This is a genomic window from Mesorhizobium sp. M0500 (genome assembly GCF_040321165.1).
GTDB lineage: Bacteria > Pseudomonadota > Alphaproteobacteria > Rhizobiales > Rhizobiaceae > Mesorhizobium.
On the sequence record NZ_JAMYRB010000002.1, the window covers coordinates 194,210 to 206,514 of the forward strand.

Consider the following 12,305-nt stretch of genomic DNA (forward strand, 5'->3'; position numbering starts at 1 on the left):
CCGCGTCTTGGTCGTATCCCCTGTCACGTTCGGTTTGGCGGCGATCCTGATAATGGTTGCCATGCCACTGAACGCAGCAGACCAGCCAATGGTCAAGATCGAGAACTTTGCCTTCACACCGGCGGTGCTGACGGTAAAGCAGGGCACTACCGTGACCTTCGAGAATGACGACGACATCCCGCATCTGGTGGTCGCCAACGATGCCTCGTTTCGCTCCAAGGCGCTTGACACCGGTGACACATATGCCTTCACCTTCACCAAAGTGGGCGACTATGCCTATTTCTGCGGGCTTCACCCGCACATGCAGGGCAGGATCACCGTCGCTCCGTGAGGATTTTCGGAAGGTTCTGTCCGGGATGCCGGGCGATGCGACGGTGTTGAACCAAGAGGCCGCGACCGAGCGCTTTCGCGAGGTGGTTCTGCCCCATCTCGCGGATGCGCTTGCGCTTGCCCGCTGGCTGACCGGCAACGCCGCCGACGCGGAGGATGTGGTGCAGGAGGCCTGTTTGAAGGCGCATGCGGGCATCGCCGGCTATGCCGGCGGCAATGCGCGCGCCTGGCTGCTGGCGATCGTGCGCAACGCCTCTTACTCCTGGCTGGCGCGCAACCGGCCGCGCAGTATCGTCGCCGTCGGCGACCTGAGCGACCTCGATGACATGACGGCTGCATATGGCGCCGGCCTGCCGGATACGGATAGTCCTGAGGCAAGCCTGATCGCCAAGGCCGACGCGGCCGCACTCGAGGCGGCGATCGCCGCGCTGCCGCACCAATTTCGCGAGACTGTGGTGCTGCGCGACATCAACGGCCTCAGCTATCGCGAGATCGCGACGCTGCTTGGCGTGCCGCTAGGCACGGTGATGTCGCGGCTGGCGAGGGCGCGCGGTCTGCTGATATCCCAACTTGGGAGGGCGCCATGAGCGCGCACAACGATGGACTGCCCGATGACCCGGCGGGCGTGGAGCTGATGATCCATGCCTTGGTCGATGGCGAGCTCGACGCAGCAGCAGCATTGGCTGTCGAGCGACGCATCGCGGCCGATCCGGCGCTCGCCGCCGAGCATGCCCGCATCGCTGCGCTGCAGACGGTCGTCAGCGGGCTGCCGAGGCTCGATGTCCGTGAGGATTTCAAGGCTCGCATCGCTGCAATCGGGACAGCCGGTACGGAGAAAGTGCTGCCGGCGCCGGCGCCCGCCGCTCGAGTGCCGCCGGCACACAGAGCGGTGCACCAATTTGGCGCGTTCGACTGGCGCGCGCTGGCGGCGTCGATCATCGTTACCGCCGTGCTGGCCAGCGGCGCGACGCAATGGATGATGCTGAGCAGGGCGCCCGACAGCTTTGCCGCCGCGGTCGCCAGCGGCCATCGCCGCAGCCTGCTGGCAGCCAGCCCCGTGGACGTCGTCTCGTCGGACCGGCACACGGTCAAACCCTGGCTGGATGGCAGGGTCGGCCTGTCGCCGCCGGCACCTGACCTTGCCAGTGACGGCTTCGCGTTGCTCGGCGGCCGGGTCGAGGTGATCGCCGACCAGCCAGTGCCGGCACTGGTCTACAGGCACCGCGAGCACCTGATCACTCTGGTCGCCGCGCCCGAGGAAACCGGCTCGACAGCCGGACCGGTCGATCTTTCTGCCGGTGGCTTCTCGCTGGTCCACTGGAGCGACAGTGCCTTTTCGTACTGGGCGATTTCCGATACCGAACGGCCTGAACTCGACGACTTCGTCAACCGCTTCCGAGCAGCGGCCGCCCCATGACAGACCGCCCCTATCCATTTGCGGAGCGACAGAAACGTCACAAGCCGCTTTGCCGTTTGCGGCCATCCTTGCGGCTCCCCTCGATTTCCGCTAATGCGCGCCTTTGCCGCCGGGGAGCAGAAGCTTGGACGATCATCGCGCCGACGTCGCCATCATCATGGGCAGCCAGTCCGATTGGGCGACGATGCGCCACGCCGCCGAAACGCTTGAGGCGCTTGGAATTCCGCACAAGCGCCTGATCGTCTCGGCCCACCGCACGCCCGACCGGCTCTATGACTTCGCCAAGGGCGCCAAGGCGGCCGGCTACAAGGTGATCATCGCCGGTGCCGGCGGTGCGGCGCATCTGCCCGGCATGACGGCGGCGATGACGCCGCTGCCGGTGTTCGGCGTGCCGGTGGAATCAAAGACGCTGTCGGGCCAGGACTCGCTGCTATCAATCGTGCAGATGCCGGCCGGCATTCCGGTCGGCACTTTGGCCATCGGCAAGGCCGGCGCTGCCAACGCTGCACTTCTGGCCGCCGCGGTGCTGGCGCTGAGCGACGAAAAGCTCGCCGCCCGGCTGGATAGCTGGCGCGCCGCGCAGACCGCCAAGGTGGCCGCCGAGCCCACGGACGCGCCGTGAGCCTGCCGGCGGGATCGAGCATCGGCATCATCGGCGGCGGCCAGCTTGGCCGCATGCTGGCGATGGCCGCGGCCCGCCTCGGCTACCGCATCGTCGTGCTGGAGCCGCAGCCGGATTGCCCGGCGGCACAGGTCGCCAACCGGCAGATCGTCGCCGCCTATGACGACGCGGCCGCGCTTAGCGAGCTGGCTGCGGCCAGTGCCGTCGTTACTTATGAATTCGAGAACGTACCGGTCGCGGCCGCCGCGGCACTTGCCTCTACGGTGCCGGTCTATCCGCCGGCACGCGCACTGGAAGTGGCGCAGGACCGGCTGGCGGAAAAGAAATTCCTCAACGGCATCGGCATACCGACCGCGGATTTCAGCCCCGTCGACAATGACCAGGAACTGACGGCTGCGCTGAAACAGTTCAACGGCAGCGGCATATTGAAGACGCGCCGCATGGGCTATGACGGCAAGGGCCAGCGTGTCTTCCGCAACATGGAAACAGGCGGCTTTGCCGGCACTTGCGAGGCGATGGGCAACGTGCCGTTGATCCTGGAATCCTTCGTCACCTTCGAGCGCGAGATTTCGGTGATCGCCGCGCGCGGCAGCGACGGCTCGCTCGCCGCCTACGATCCAGCGTGGAATGTCCATCGCAACGGTATTCTTCACAGCTCGACGCTGCCGGCCGGAGTAAAATCCGAGACGGCGGCTGCGGCTCAAACGGCGGCGGCAGAGATCCTTGCAGCGCTCGACTATGTCGGCGTCATCGGCGTCGAATTCTTTGTCCTTGCCGACGGTTCGCTGTTGGCCAACGAGATAGCGCCGCGCGTCCACAATTCCGGCCACTGGACGGAGGCCGCCTGCACCATCTCGCAATTCGAGCAGCACATCCGCGCCGTCGCCGGCCTGCCGCTGGGAAATCCCGCCCGGCAGTTCGACTGCGTCATGGAAAACCTGATCGGCGACGATGTCAGGCGCGCTCCTGAGCTGCTCGCCGAGCCCGATCTGATGCTGCACCTCTATGGCAAGGCCGAGGCGCGGCCCGGCCGCAAGATGGGCCATTTTACGCGCGTGAGCCGCCGCAGCTAGAGCATGATCCCGAACCGAAGGTCCGCGCTAGCGAAAAGTGGAATCCGGATTTCGGAAAAGATCATGCTCAAACACAAAGTTAGAACCTACGCTTACTGGATTTCGCCGCTCTCGTCCTCGTCGGGGCTGGCGCAGCTCACATCGCCTTCCGCGCAGGTCGAATCGGCGGTGAGCTGCTTGGTGCGATCGTCGGTCAGCCGCGTCAGGCATTCCGATATCAGCATCGGATAGATCGAGCCGCCTTCGCTGTCCGCGGCGGAATAGCTGCATTCCGCGTCGCGAAAAGCGATCCAGGCGCGCTGCGCCGTCTGCAACAGCTTCCTGGCTTTTGCGTCACTTCCGCCGATGAGATCCTGGTAGGCCTTGTTGAGCTTGGCGTCGGCGGATTTGTAGTCCGCGTCGGCGCAGATGTTCATCATCTGCTGGCTGTCGTCGTTGCGGTCGCATTCCTGCGCATAGGCAACAGAACCTGCCGCGAGGACGACAAGACAGGCGGACACAAGAATTCGGCGCATGACGATCTCCAATTCGCAACCGCATCATTCCAGCCGTCTCAACCCTGCGCAACGCCGCAAGACGCCAGTGGCGGATATTTGATGATACGAAACGGTCCGTATCGTTTAGGCAACGCGCTTGCGGTTGACACGGGCAACGCTCCTCGTCTATGAGCCACGCACAGTTCAAAGGCGCGTCTGTGGGCGCGCCTTAATAATTCGGCCCGTGACCGGGCCCAGACCGACGGGCAAGACCATGAAAATCAAGAATTCGCTCAAGGCGTTGAAGGCGCGTCACCGCGACAACCAGCTGGTTCGTCGCAAGGGCCGCATCTACATCATCAACAAGACCGCGCCGCGCTACAAGGCGCGCCAGGGTTGAGTTTTCGACGGAGGCTGCGCGCCTCCGTTCGCATGATACGACTCTCACGCTAAATTCAGTTTGACGATCCGGCGTCGGGGGCTAGATTCCCGCGATGCGGATTCTTTTTGCATTTTTCACGGCTTTCCTCGTTTCCGGCGCTGTCTCGCTGCCGGCGTGGGCTGAAGATCCGACCACAACTCCGCCGACAGCACCTCCGGTCGTCAAGACGAAACAGGCGCGGCTCGATCAGCTGTTTGCCGATCTCAAACGCGAACGCAATGAAAAGGCGGCCGAGCGCATCGCCGGACGGATCGGCAGCGAGTGGTCCCAGTCGGGCAGCGCCTCTATCGACCTGATGATGCAATGGTCGCAGAAGGCGATCGAAAACCAGAAATTCGATGTTGCACTCGATTTCCTCGATCAGGTGGTGACTTTGCAGCCGACCTATGCGGAAGGCTGGAACCGGCGCGCCACTGTTCATTTCATAATGAAGAACTACGGGAAGTCGATGGCGGACATCGACCGCACCCTGCAGCTCGAACCACGCCATTTCGGCGCGCTTTCGGGCCTGGCTCAGATCATGGCCGAAACCGGCCACAAGCAGTCGGCACTTGAGGCCTGGCAGCGCGTGCTCGGCATCTACCCAATGATGCGCAGCGCCCAGGACCAGGTCGCCGCACTTTCCGAGGAGCTTGCCGGCGAAGGCATTTGAGACCAGTAAGGGAGTAGGGGAATAGGGGAGTAAGGTAGTAAGGTAGTATGTGAGAGGTGCAGATTGCACTGTGGCACACATGCGCCCTACTCCCCTACTCCTGAACCGGTCACAGGCTGATGCAAGCTGGCGGAGTTCGGCGTCTATCCTAACCCGACTGCCGTCGATGCGCCCGGCTGGCGCCGTGTTTACGACGCGCCATGCAGCCGGCCTATCCGGCAGCCGCGGCCGACATTAGCGGCCGACTTCCGATCCGACATAGGCGATGCGCAACATGTTGGTCGAGCCCGGCGTCCTCAGCGGCACGCCGGCCGTGATGATGACGCGGTCGCCCGGCTTGCCGAAACCTTCATCGAAGGCGATGCGGCAGGCGCGGTCGACCATGTCGTCGAGGTCGCTGGCGTCGGGGGAAACGACGCAATGCGTGCCCCACAACAGCGACAGCCGCCGCGCCGTGTTGAGGATCGGCGACAGCGCCACGATCGGCACTTGCGGCCGCTCGCGCGCGGCGCGCAAGCCGGTCGTGCCGGACGCGGTATAGGTGATGATCGCCGACAGCTTCAGCGTCTCGGCTATTTCGCGGGCGGCGAGCGAAATCGCGTCGGCTCCGGTCGCTTCCGGTTCCGAGCGCTGCGCGTTGATAATTCCGGCATAGGTCGGGTCGGTTTCGACCTTGGTGGCGATCCGGTTCATCATCGCCACCGCCTCGACCGGATAGGCGCCGGCGGCGGACTCCGCCGAAAGCATGATCGCGTCGGCGCCTTCAAACACGGCGATCGACACGTCCGACACCTCGGCCCGCGTCGGCACCGGCGCGGTGATCATCGATTCCAGCATCTGCGTGGCGATCACCACCGGCTTGCCGGCACGGCGCGCGGCGCGGGTAATCTGCTTCTGAATGCCAGGCACGGCTTCGAGAGGCATCTCGACGCCGAGATCGCCGCGGGCGACCATCAGCGCATCCGAAAGCTCGATGATCTCGGCCAGCCGGGCGACGGCCTGCGGCTTTTCGATCTTGGCCATGATCAGCGCCCGGCCGCGTGCGATCTTGCGCGCTTCGGCCAGGTCCTCGGGCCGCTGCACGAAGGACAGCGCCACCCAGTCGACGCCGGTCGCCAGAACCGCGTCGAGATCCCGGCGGTCCTTTTCCGTCAGCGCGCCGACCGGCAGGTCGGTGTCGGGCAGGCTGACGCCCTTCTTGTCGGAAATGGTGGTGCCGGCGACGACGGTGCAGACGATCGCCTTGCCGTTGCTGCTGACCGCCTTGAGCTCGAGCTTGCCGTCGTCGATCAGCAGGCGATGACCAGCCTCGACCGAACGCAGGATTTCGGGATGCGGCAGGTAGACCCTCGTCGAATTGCCGGGCTCGGCATTGTCGTCGAGCGTGAAGGTCTGACCGGCGGTCAGCACCTCTTTGCCGTTGGCGAACTTGCCGACGCGCAGCTTTGGCCCTTGCAGGTCGGCGAGAACGCCGATCGGCCGGCCGACCGCCTCCTCGACGGCACGAATGCGGCCGACAAGCGTACGCATCAATTCATGGTCGGTGTGGCTCATATTGATGCGGAACACGTCGGCGCCGGCTTCGAACAGCTTCTTCAGCATCTCCTCGGACGAGGAGGCCGGACCGATGGTGGCGAGGATCTTGACCTTGCGGCTGCGTCTCATTGACTGTTTGTTCCCGGGGCGGCTGGAGCGCCATCCGTTGCGGGCTCGTCAGTCAGCTGGACCATCCAGCTTGCCTGCTCGCCCGTGTCATATTCCTGGAATCCGGCGCGCTGAAAGCCCCGGGCGACGCAATCGGTAACGCCGGCGATCTTGAACTCTTTTTCGGCCACGCACATGTTGATCGGGCCATCCCAGCGTCCGCCGCGCTCGGCGTCTTCTGCATAAAGATAGTAAAACCTTGATGACAACGGTCCCTCGATCAGCGTCTTGCAGCTCGATCCTTCGATGTGCCACCAGCCTTCGGTGATCCAGCCGGCTTTGGCGCGATAGCCGATGCCGACACCGACCAGGTTCTGCGTGGCGTTGCAGACCCGGAAATCGGCCCGTGCCGGCGAGGCCGAAATCACCGCGAAAAGACCCATGGCCGGTACCAGGAGCGGCATGGCCAAGGCGTGGCGCACACGCAGCCTGCCGGCGAAACCCATCCTGAAACCCCTCAAGAACCACATTTGCATCTCTCAACGCCCCTTTTCGGAAAAGTCCGTACGCATGTCAACGCGCCGATCTGTCCAATTCCAATCGATTTAGAAGGCTCTGGCGCGCTTGCGGTCGCCCCTGCTCATTTTTTTGGCAGAAACCGTGGCCAAACAACGGCATTGCGCAAGCGTTCTCTTCGTGGAATGACGATACCACCTCCCCGAAAGCCAGCGAACAGACCTTTCCCGCCAATGACCCGATCCACAGTTTTCGCGCCTTTCGATATCGTCGAAGGCGATCGCAAGCGCGGCATGGTGCTTCTGGCCGATCACGCCCGCCGCGACCTGCCGGAGGAGTATGGCAGTCTCGGCCTGCCGGCGGCGGAGTTCGACCGCCACATCGCCTACGACATCGGCGTCGAGACTGTAACCCGCGAACTCGCAAGTCTGCTCGGCGTTCCGGCGGTGCTTGCCAATTTTTCGCGACTGCTGATCGACCCCAATCGCGGCGAAGACGATCCAACGCTGATTCGCCAGCTCTATGACGGCACCGTCATCCCGGGAAATTATCCCATGGCCCCGGAGGAGCGCGAAAGGCGGCTGGACCGCTTTTACCGCCCCTATCATGATGCCGTCGGCGCCATGATCGCCTCTGTGGCGCGAGCATCCGCGCGGGCACCCTTCATCTTTTCGGTGCATTCCTTCACACCGACCATGCAGGGATTCGTGCGGCCGTGGCACGCCGGCATATTGTGGGACCTGGACGACCGCGTTGCGCGGCCGCTGATCGACATGCTCGCCGAGGACAAGAGCCTCATCGTCGGCGACAACGAACCCTATGACGGCGCACTGCGCGGCGATACCATGTTCAGGCATGCCATCGTCAACGGCTTTGCCCATGCGCTGCTCGAGGTCCGCCAGGACCTGATCGCCGACCGCAAGGGTGCCCTCGCCTGGGCCGAACGGCTGGCGCCGATCGTTGACGCGATAGATCGACGTGCCGATATACATGCGGTGAAAATATTCGGCTCGCGCACCGGGCCGGTATGATGAGGCCCAAGGGAGGCCAACATGACATGACCGAACTCAGCGAAGAACAAAAGCGCGATTTCGAAGCCGCTGCCTTCCGCCGGCTGGTCGCGCATCTGCGCGAGCGTTCCGACGTACAGAACATCGACCTGATGAACCTCGCCGGCTTCTGCCGCAACTGCCTGTCCAACTGGTACCGCGACGCGGCGCAAGCCGAAGGTGTCGAACTCAGCAAGGACCGGTCGCGCGAAATCATCTACGGCATGCCCTATGCCGAGTGGCAGGCACTGAACCAGGTCGAAGCCTCCGACGCCAAGAAGGCCGAGTTCGAGGCAAGACGCCCTAGGGATCACTAGGGGAGGACGCCGTGCCTAAGATTGACGTTGCCGACGTGCCCGGACGCAAGGGCTCATCCTATCCACCGCCGTTCGATGCACCCTGTGCCGAACGCGTGCGGCAGCGGCTAGGCAACGCAGGCGGGCTCACCGACTTCGGCATCAATCTCATGCGCCTGCCGCCGGGCAACTGGTCGAGCCAGCGCCACTGGCATTCGCACGAAGACGAATTCGTCTACGTGCTTGAAGGCGAGCTGACGCTCGTCGAAGATGCCGGCGAGACGGTGCTGCGCGCCGGTGATTGCGCGGCCTTTCCGAAAGGATCAGGCAACGGCCATCACATGATCAATAAATCGGGCGCGATGGCGATCTATCTCGAAGTCGGTTCGCGCTGGCCCGACGACGTCGCCACCTGCTCCGACATCGACATGATGAGCACCAACGCTGACGGCCGGTTTGTGCACAAAGATGGCGCGCCTTATCCCGAGTCGTAGGGATTTCGGAGTGGACCGCCGAGGTGGTTGGCCGACGCGAGAGGACGTAGCGTCTGGTCCAAGCACTTTCGGCGAAGAGCGCTTGACTGTGAATTGAATCGATCTAATTTGCCGCGCAACGCCATTTCCGGACCGGATTCTACCCGATGGACGCGCAGAAAATCACGCAGATCGCGATTCGTGGACGCTGGGCAGTGGCCGGCATCTTCCTCTCCAACGGCTTCCTGACCGGCAGTTGGGCGCCGCAGATCCCGGTGTTCCTGACGCGACTCGACATTTCGAAGTTCACGCTCGGCTTGCTGATTCTGTTGTTCGGTGCCGGCGCCGTCACTGCCATGACCTGGTGCGGCCATCTGATCTCGAAGCATGGCTCGCGCACGGTGCTGCGCTGGTTCGGACTTGCCGGCAGCTTCGGCCTTTTGGTTGTGGCTCTGGCCCCCAACGTGCCCCTTGCGGCCGTCGCCATGTTCATCTTCGGCGGTTCGATCGGCGGCATGGACGTCGCCATGAATGCCAACGCAGTGGCAGTCGAACGGCGGCTGTCCCGTGCCATCATGTCGTCCTCGCACGGCTTCTGGAGTCTTGGCGGTTTCGCTGGCGGCGCTTTGGGCGGTTTCGCCATCCAGAACTACGGTCACCTCGCCCATGCGACAGTGGTGACGGCTCTTGCCTTTGCCGTCATCGCCGTCGCGATCCGCTACCTGATCGCCGAGGACAAGCACCCAGTCGCCGAGCATCACAAATTCGCGCTGCCAGCAAACCCGCTGGTCTATCTGGTTGGGCTGATGGCGCTGCTGACGATGATCTCCGAAGGTGCGGTACTCGACTGGGCGGCGCTGTATCTCAGGCAGGAGCTCGGCGCCGATCTTGCCATCGCAGGCCTGGCCTATGCCGCCTTTTCCGGAGTCATGGCCATCATGCGCTTTCTCGGCGATGGCGTCCGCAACCGTTTCGGTGCCGTTACGACATTGCGCGCCTCGGCCCTTGCCGCTGCTGCCGGCATGCTGGTGGCCGGGCTGGCTCCCTCGCCTTGGCTGGCCATTGCCGCCTTCGCCTTTTGCGGCCTCGGCATTGCCAACATGGTGCCGATCATTTTTTCGGCCGGCGGCAACCAGGAGGGCATGGCGTCCGGCACAGGCATGAGCGTCGTCACAACAATGGGTTACTCAGGCATTCTGGTGGCGCCGTCGGCGATCGGCTTCGTCGCCGAGCACTCGAGCTTCGGCCCGATCTTCGTCGCACTCTCCGGGCTGCTGGTCGTCGTGCTGTTGATGGCCGGCCTCGCTCACCGCGCCGAATTCGCTGCCGAGCCTGCACCGGCTGAATAGCGCTTGAACTCTTCGTAGAGGAAATCCGCGACGCGGCGGATGCGCACGCTGGTACGCACGTCGCGGTGCATGGCCAGCCACACCGGCAGCGTCGGCAGCGGGAGACCCGGCAGCACTGTCTCGACCAGCGGATCACGGTCGGCGAGCGGCTCCTGGCCAAAGCCGATGCCGTTTCCCGCCCGCACCGCTTCCCACAGCACGATCTGATTATCGGTCCTGAAGCGGAAGGCATTGCGGGCGAGCGGGACGCCGAACTGGGCAAAGCCGCGAATGATCTCATCGCTGCGGTCGAAGCCGACCAGATCATGGCCGGCAAGATCGCGGGCCTCGCGCGGACGGCCACGCCGGTCCAGATAGGATTTTGCCGCGCAGGCGCGGAGCGGAATGTCGGTCACCTTGCGCGCGACCAGCTCATTCTGCGCCGGCTTGACCATGCGAATGGCGATATCGGCGTCGCGACGCAGCAGATTCTCGACCTGGTTCGAGGCGACGATCTCGACCTCGATGCCCGGCTCCTCGAACCCAAGCCTCGCTGTGATTTCCGGCAGCACATAGGCCGCCACCACTTCGCTGGCGGCAATGCGCACCGTACCCTCGATCGCCTCGACCGATCCCAGCGCCAGCAGCGAAAAGGCGCTCGCCTGCTCGCTCACCGCGCGGCCCCGTTCAAAGAGCGTGCTGCCCGCTTCCGTGAGCGCGTAGCCACGCCGCCCGCGCCGGAAGAGCGTGACACCGAGCGCCTGTTCCAGCTCGGTGATGTGGCGGCCGAGCGTCGGCTGGCTCGCGGCAAGTTTTCGCGCGGCGGCCGACAGGCTGCCGGTCTCCGCCACGGTGACGAAACTCTTGATCAGGTTCCAGTCAATATCCATTCAAAATTGAATATCATATCGCCAATCATAGTCAATTTTCATTCGTTTGCGAAGATACAATATTGGGGTCGTAACGCAACACGGAGACGAACAATGACCACGATCGCAATTCTCGGCGCCAATGGCCGCCTCGGCCGCACGGTCGCCATGGCCTTCCTCGATGCCGGCTACGATGTCCGCGCTGTCACCCGCAGCGGCAAGGTGCCGGCCGAGCTCAAAGGCGCTACGGCGATCGCCGGCGACGCGCTCGACCGTGCTGCGCTGATCCGCGCGACCGAAGGCGTCGATATCATTTTCAACGGCCTCAACCCGCTCTACACCGACTGGAGCAAATGCCTGCCGATGGCCGAGAATGTGATGGCTGCCTGCCGGGCGAACGGCGCGCTGCATCTCTTCCCGGGCACCGTCTACAATTACGGTTCGCAGATGCCGGCGGTGATCGCCGAAGACACGCCGTTTCGCCCGACGACGGAAAAGGGCCGCATCCGCGTCGCCATGGAAGATCTGTTTCGCCGCGAGGCCGACGCGGGTCGGGTGCGCACGATCTTGCTGCGCGCCGGTGATTTCTTCGGTGGTACCGGCAGCGGATCGTGGTTCGATCTGGTTGTTGCCGCCAAGATGACCAAGGGCGTCTATACCGCCCCAGGGCCGGTCGATCTCGTGCATGAATGGGCCTATCTGCGCGACTTGGCCAAGGCCTTCGTCGGGCTGGCTGACAGTCTCGACAAGCTCGGCTCCTACGAGGCGCTGAACTTTCCTGGCCATGCGGTGACCGATCTGGACATCAAGGCGGCCGCGGAGAAGGCGCTCGGACGCACGCTGAAGCTGACGTCGATGCCGTGGTGGGTGCTGCGCGCCGGCAGCCCGTTCGTGGCGATGTGGCGCGAGATCGTTTCGATGTCCTATCTCCGCTTCGAGCCGCACCGGCTGGTTTCGGGCAGGCTGGAAAGCGTTATCGGTACGATCCCGCACACGCCGCTGGAAGATGCAGTGTCGGAAGCGCTTGAGGATATCGGCATCGCCACGATCAAGACGACGCAAAAAGCTGCCCAACAAGGAACTTAAAAAAGGCGGATGGCCTGATGGTCATCCGCCGC

16 protein-coding genes are annotated in these 12,305 nt (G+C 63.9%); 12 read left to right on the forward strand and 4 right to left on the reverse strand.

Going from position 1 to position 12,305, the window contains the following annotated elements; translation table 11 throughout:
• Positions 1-88: 88 nt before the first annotated feature.
• From NKI70_RS04745 to NKI70_RS04765, 5 genes are all read left to right on the forward strand, one after another.
• The gene (locus NKI70_RS04745; protein ID WP_502896695.1) at positions 89-331 is read left to right on the forward strand and encodes a cupredoxin domain-containing protein; all 243 of its coding nucleotides are present in this window, start codon (positions 89-91) and stop codon (positions 329-331) included.
• A 25-nt stretch (positions 332-356) separates the two neighbouring features.
• A complete protein-coding gene (locus tag NKI70_RS04750) occupies positions 357-917 on the forward strand; it encodes a sigma-70 family RNA polymerase sigma factor (RefSeq protein ID WP_051406172.1) in 561 nt (186 codons plus the stop codon).
• Positions 914-1,747: an anti-sigma factor family protein gene (locus tag NKI70_RS04755; protein ID WP_352696836.1), complete on the forward strand. Its 834-nt coding sequence runs from the start codon at positions 914-916 to the stop codon at positions 1,745-1,747. Before NKI70_RS04750 ends, NKI70_RS04755 begins: the two co-directional genes overlap by 4 nt.
• A 124-nt stretch (positions 1,748-1,871) precedes the next feature.
• Positions 1,872-2,369 (forward strand): 5-(carboxyamino)imidazole ribonucleotide mutase, encoded by a 498-nt coding sequence (gene purE / locus NKI70_RS04760; RefSeq protein WP_023678468.1) that lies wholly within the window; start codon positions 1,872-1,874, stop codon positions 2,367-2,369.
• Positions 2,366-3,442: a 5-(carboxyamino)imidazole ribonucleotide synthase gene (locus NKI70_RS04765; protein ID WP_352696837.1), complete on the forward strand. Its 1,077-nt coding sequence runs from the start codon at positions 2,366-2,368 to the stop codon at positions 3,440-3,442. Before purE ends, NKI70_RS04765 begins: the two co-directional genes overlap by 4 nt.
• A 92-nt stretch (positions 3,443-3,534) precedes the next feature.
• Here the strand turns inward: NKI70_RS04765 and NKI70_RS04770 are convergent, their stop codons facing one another.
• Positions 3,535-3,957 carry a lysozyme inhibitor LprI family protein gene (locus NKI70_RS04770; RefSeq protein ID WP_352454859.1) on the reverse strand — a complete coding sequence of 141 codons (423 nt, stop codon included), beginning with the start codon at positions 3,955-3,957 and terminating at the stop codon, positions 3,535-3,537.
• Positions 3,958-4,192: 235 nt separating this feature from the next.
• Here NKI70_RS04770 and ykgO point away from each other — a divergent pair, with 235 nt between their 5' ends.
• Complete coding sequence (gene ykgO, locus NKI70_RS04775; protein WP_006203764.1) at positions 4,193-4,318, forward strand: type B 50S ribosomal protein L36; 126 nt, start codon at positions 4,193-4,195, stop codon at positions 4,316-4,318.
• 94 nt (positions 4,319-4,412) lie between these two features.
• A complete protein-coding gene (locus tag NKI70_RS04780; RefSeq protein WP_023678465.1) occupies positions 4,413-5,012 on the forward strand; it encodes a tetratricopeptide repeat protein in 600 nt (199 codons plus the stop codon).
• Between the two features lie 234 nt (positions 5,013-5,246).
• On the opposite strand, the gene pyk is transcribed toward NKI70_RS04780, so the two are convergent.
• Positions 5,247-6,677, reverse strand: coding sequence for a pyruvate kinase (gene pyk / locus NKI70_RS04785; protein ID WP_023678464.1), 1,431 nt, complete (start codon positions 6,675-6,677; stop codon positions 5,247-5,249).
• Complete coding sequence (locus NKI70_RS04790) at positions 6,674-7,120, reverse strand: DUF1036 domain-containing protein (protein WP_502894514.1); 447 nt, start codon at positions 7,118-7,120, stop codon at positions 6,674-6,676. Before NKI70_RS04790 ends, pyk begins: the two co-directional genes overlap by 4 nt.
• A gap of 285 nt (positions 7,121-7,405) precedes the next feature.
• Between NKI70_RS04790 and NKI70_RS04795 the strand changes: the two genes are divergently transcribed.
• The 4 genes from NKI70_RS04795 (at position 7,406) to NKI70_RS04810 (ending at position 10,339) form a co-directional block, all read left to right on the forward strand.
• Positions 7,406-8,203 (forward strand): N-formylglutamate amidohydrolase, encoded by a 798-nt coding sequence (locus NKI70_RS04795; protein ID WP_352572000.1) that lies wholly within the window; start codon positions 7,406-7,408, stop codon positions 8,201-8,203.
• 26 nt (positions 8,204-8,229) lie between these two features.
• Complete coding sequence (locus NKI70_RS04800; RefSeq protein WP_352589894.1) at positions 8,230-8,538, forward strand: DUF1244 domain-containing protein; 309 nt, start codon at positions 8,230-8,232, stop codon at positions 8,536-8,538.
• 11 nt (positions 8,539-8,549) lie between these two features.
• Positions 8,550-9,011: a cupin domain-containing protein gene (locus tag NKI70_RS04805; RefSeq protein WP_352589896.1), complete on the forward strand. Its 462-nt coding sequence runs from the start codon at positions 8,550-8,552 to the stop codon at positions 9,009-9,011.
• A gap of 146 nt (positions 9,012-9,157) precedes the next feature.
• On the forward strand, positions 9,158-10,339 hold the full coding sequence (locus NKI70_RS04810) for an MFS transporter (RefSeq protein WP_352572003.1): 1,182 nt from the start codon (positions 9,158-9,160) through the stop codon (positions 10,337-10,339).
• On the opposite strand, the gene NKI70_RS04815 is transcribed toward NKI70_RS04810, so the two are convergent.
• Positions 10,297-11,208 (reverse strand): LysR family transcriptional regulator, encoded by a 912-nt coding sequence (locus tag NKI70_RS04815; RefSeq protein WP_352572004.1) that lies wholly within the window; start codon positions 11,206-11,208, stop codon positions 10,297-10,299. The two genes, NKI70_RS04810 and NKI70_RS04815, sit on opposite strands and share 43 nt — an antisense overlap.
• A gap of 93 nt (positions 11,209-11,301) precedes the next feature.
• Here NKI70_RS04815 and NKI70_RS04820 point away from each other — a divergent pair, with 93 nt between their 5' ends.
• The gene (locus NKI70_RS04820; protein WP_352572005.1) at positions 11,302-12,273 is read left to right on the forward strand and encodes an SDR family oxidoreductase; all 972 of its coding nucleotides are present in this window, start codon (positions 11,302-11,304) and stop codon (positions 12,271-12,273) included.
• Positions 12,274-12,305: the final 32 nt, after the last annotated feature.

What these genes read in the sequence shown, in the direction of transcription:
- NKI70_RS04745 (WP_502896695.1), top strand. Translation starts at nt 89, where the DNA reads ATGGTCAAGATCGAGAACTTTGCCTTCACACCGGCGGTGCTGACGGTA.
- NKI70_RS04750 (WP_051406172.1), top strand. Translation starts at nt 357, where the DNA reads ATGCCGGGCGATGCGACGGTGTTGAACCAAGAGGCCGCGACCGAGCGC.
- NKI70_RS04755 (WP_352696836.1), top strand. Translation starts at nt 914, where the DNA reads ATGAGCGCGCACAACGATGGACTGCCCGATGACCCGGCGGGCGTGGAG.
- NKI70_RS04770 (WP_352454859.1), bottom strand. Translation starts at nt 3,957, where the DNA reads ATGCGCCGAATTCTTGTGTCCGCCTGTCTTGTCGTCCTCGCGGCAGGT.
- ykgO (WP_006203764.1), top strand. Translation starts at nt 4,193, where the DNA reads ATGAAAATCAAGAATTCGCTCAAGGCGTTGAAGGCGCGTCACCGCGAC.
- NKI70_RS04780 (WP_023678465.1), top strand. Translation starts at nt 4,413, where the DNA reads ATGCGGATTCTTTTTGCATTTTTCACGGCTTTCCTCGTTTCCGGCGCT.
- pyk (WP_023678464.1), bottom strand. Translation starts at nt 6,677, where the DNA reads ATGAGACGCAGCCGCAAGGTCAAGATCCTCGCCACCATCGGTCCGGCC.
- NKI70_RS04790 (WP_502894514.1), bottom strand. Translation starts at nt 7,120, where the DNA reads ATGCCGCTCCTGGTACCGGCCATGGGTCTTTTCGCGGTGATTTCGGCC.
- NKI70_RS04795 (WP_352572000.1), top strand. Translation starts at nt 7,406, where the DNA reads ATGACCCGATCCACAGTTTTCGCGCCTTTCGATATCGTCGAAGGCGAT.
- NKI70_RS04800 (WP_352589894.1), top strand. Translation starts at nt 8,230, where the DNA reads ATGACCGAACTCAGCGAAGAACAAAAGCGCGATTTCGAAGCCGCTGCC.
- NKI70_RS04810 (WP_352572003.1), top strand. Translation starts at nt 9,158, where the DNA reads ATGGACGCGCAGAAAATCACGCAGATCGCGATTCGTGGACGCTGGGCA.
- NKI70_RS04815 (WP_352572004.1), bottom strand. Translation starts at nt 11,208, where the DNA reads ATGGATATTGACTGGAACCTGATCAAGAGTTTCGTCACCGTGGCGGAG.
- NKI70_RS04820 (WP_352572005.1), top strand. Translation starts at nt 11,302, where the DNA reads ATGACCACGATCGCAATTCTCGGCGCCAATGGCCGCCTCGGCCGCACG.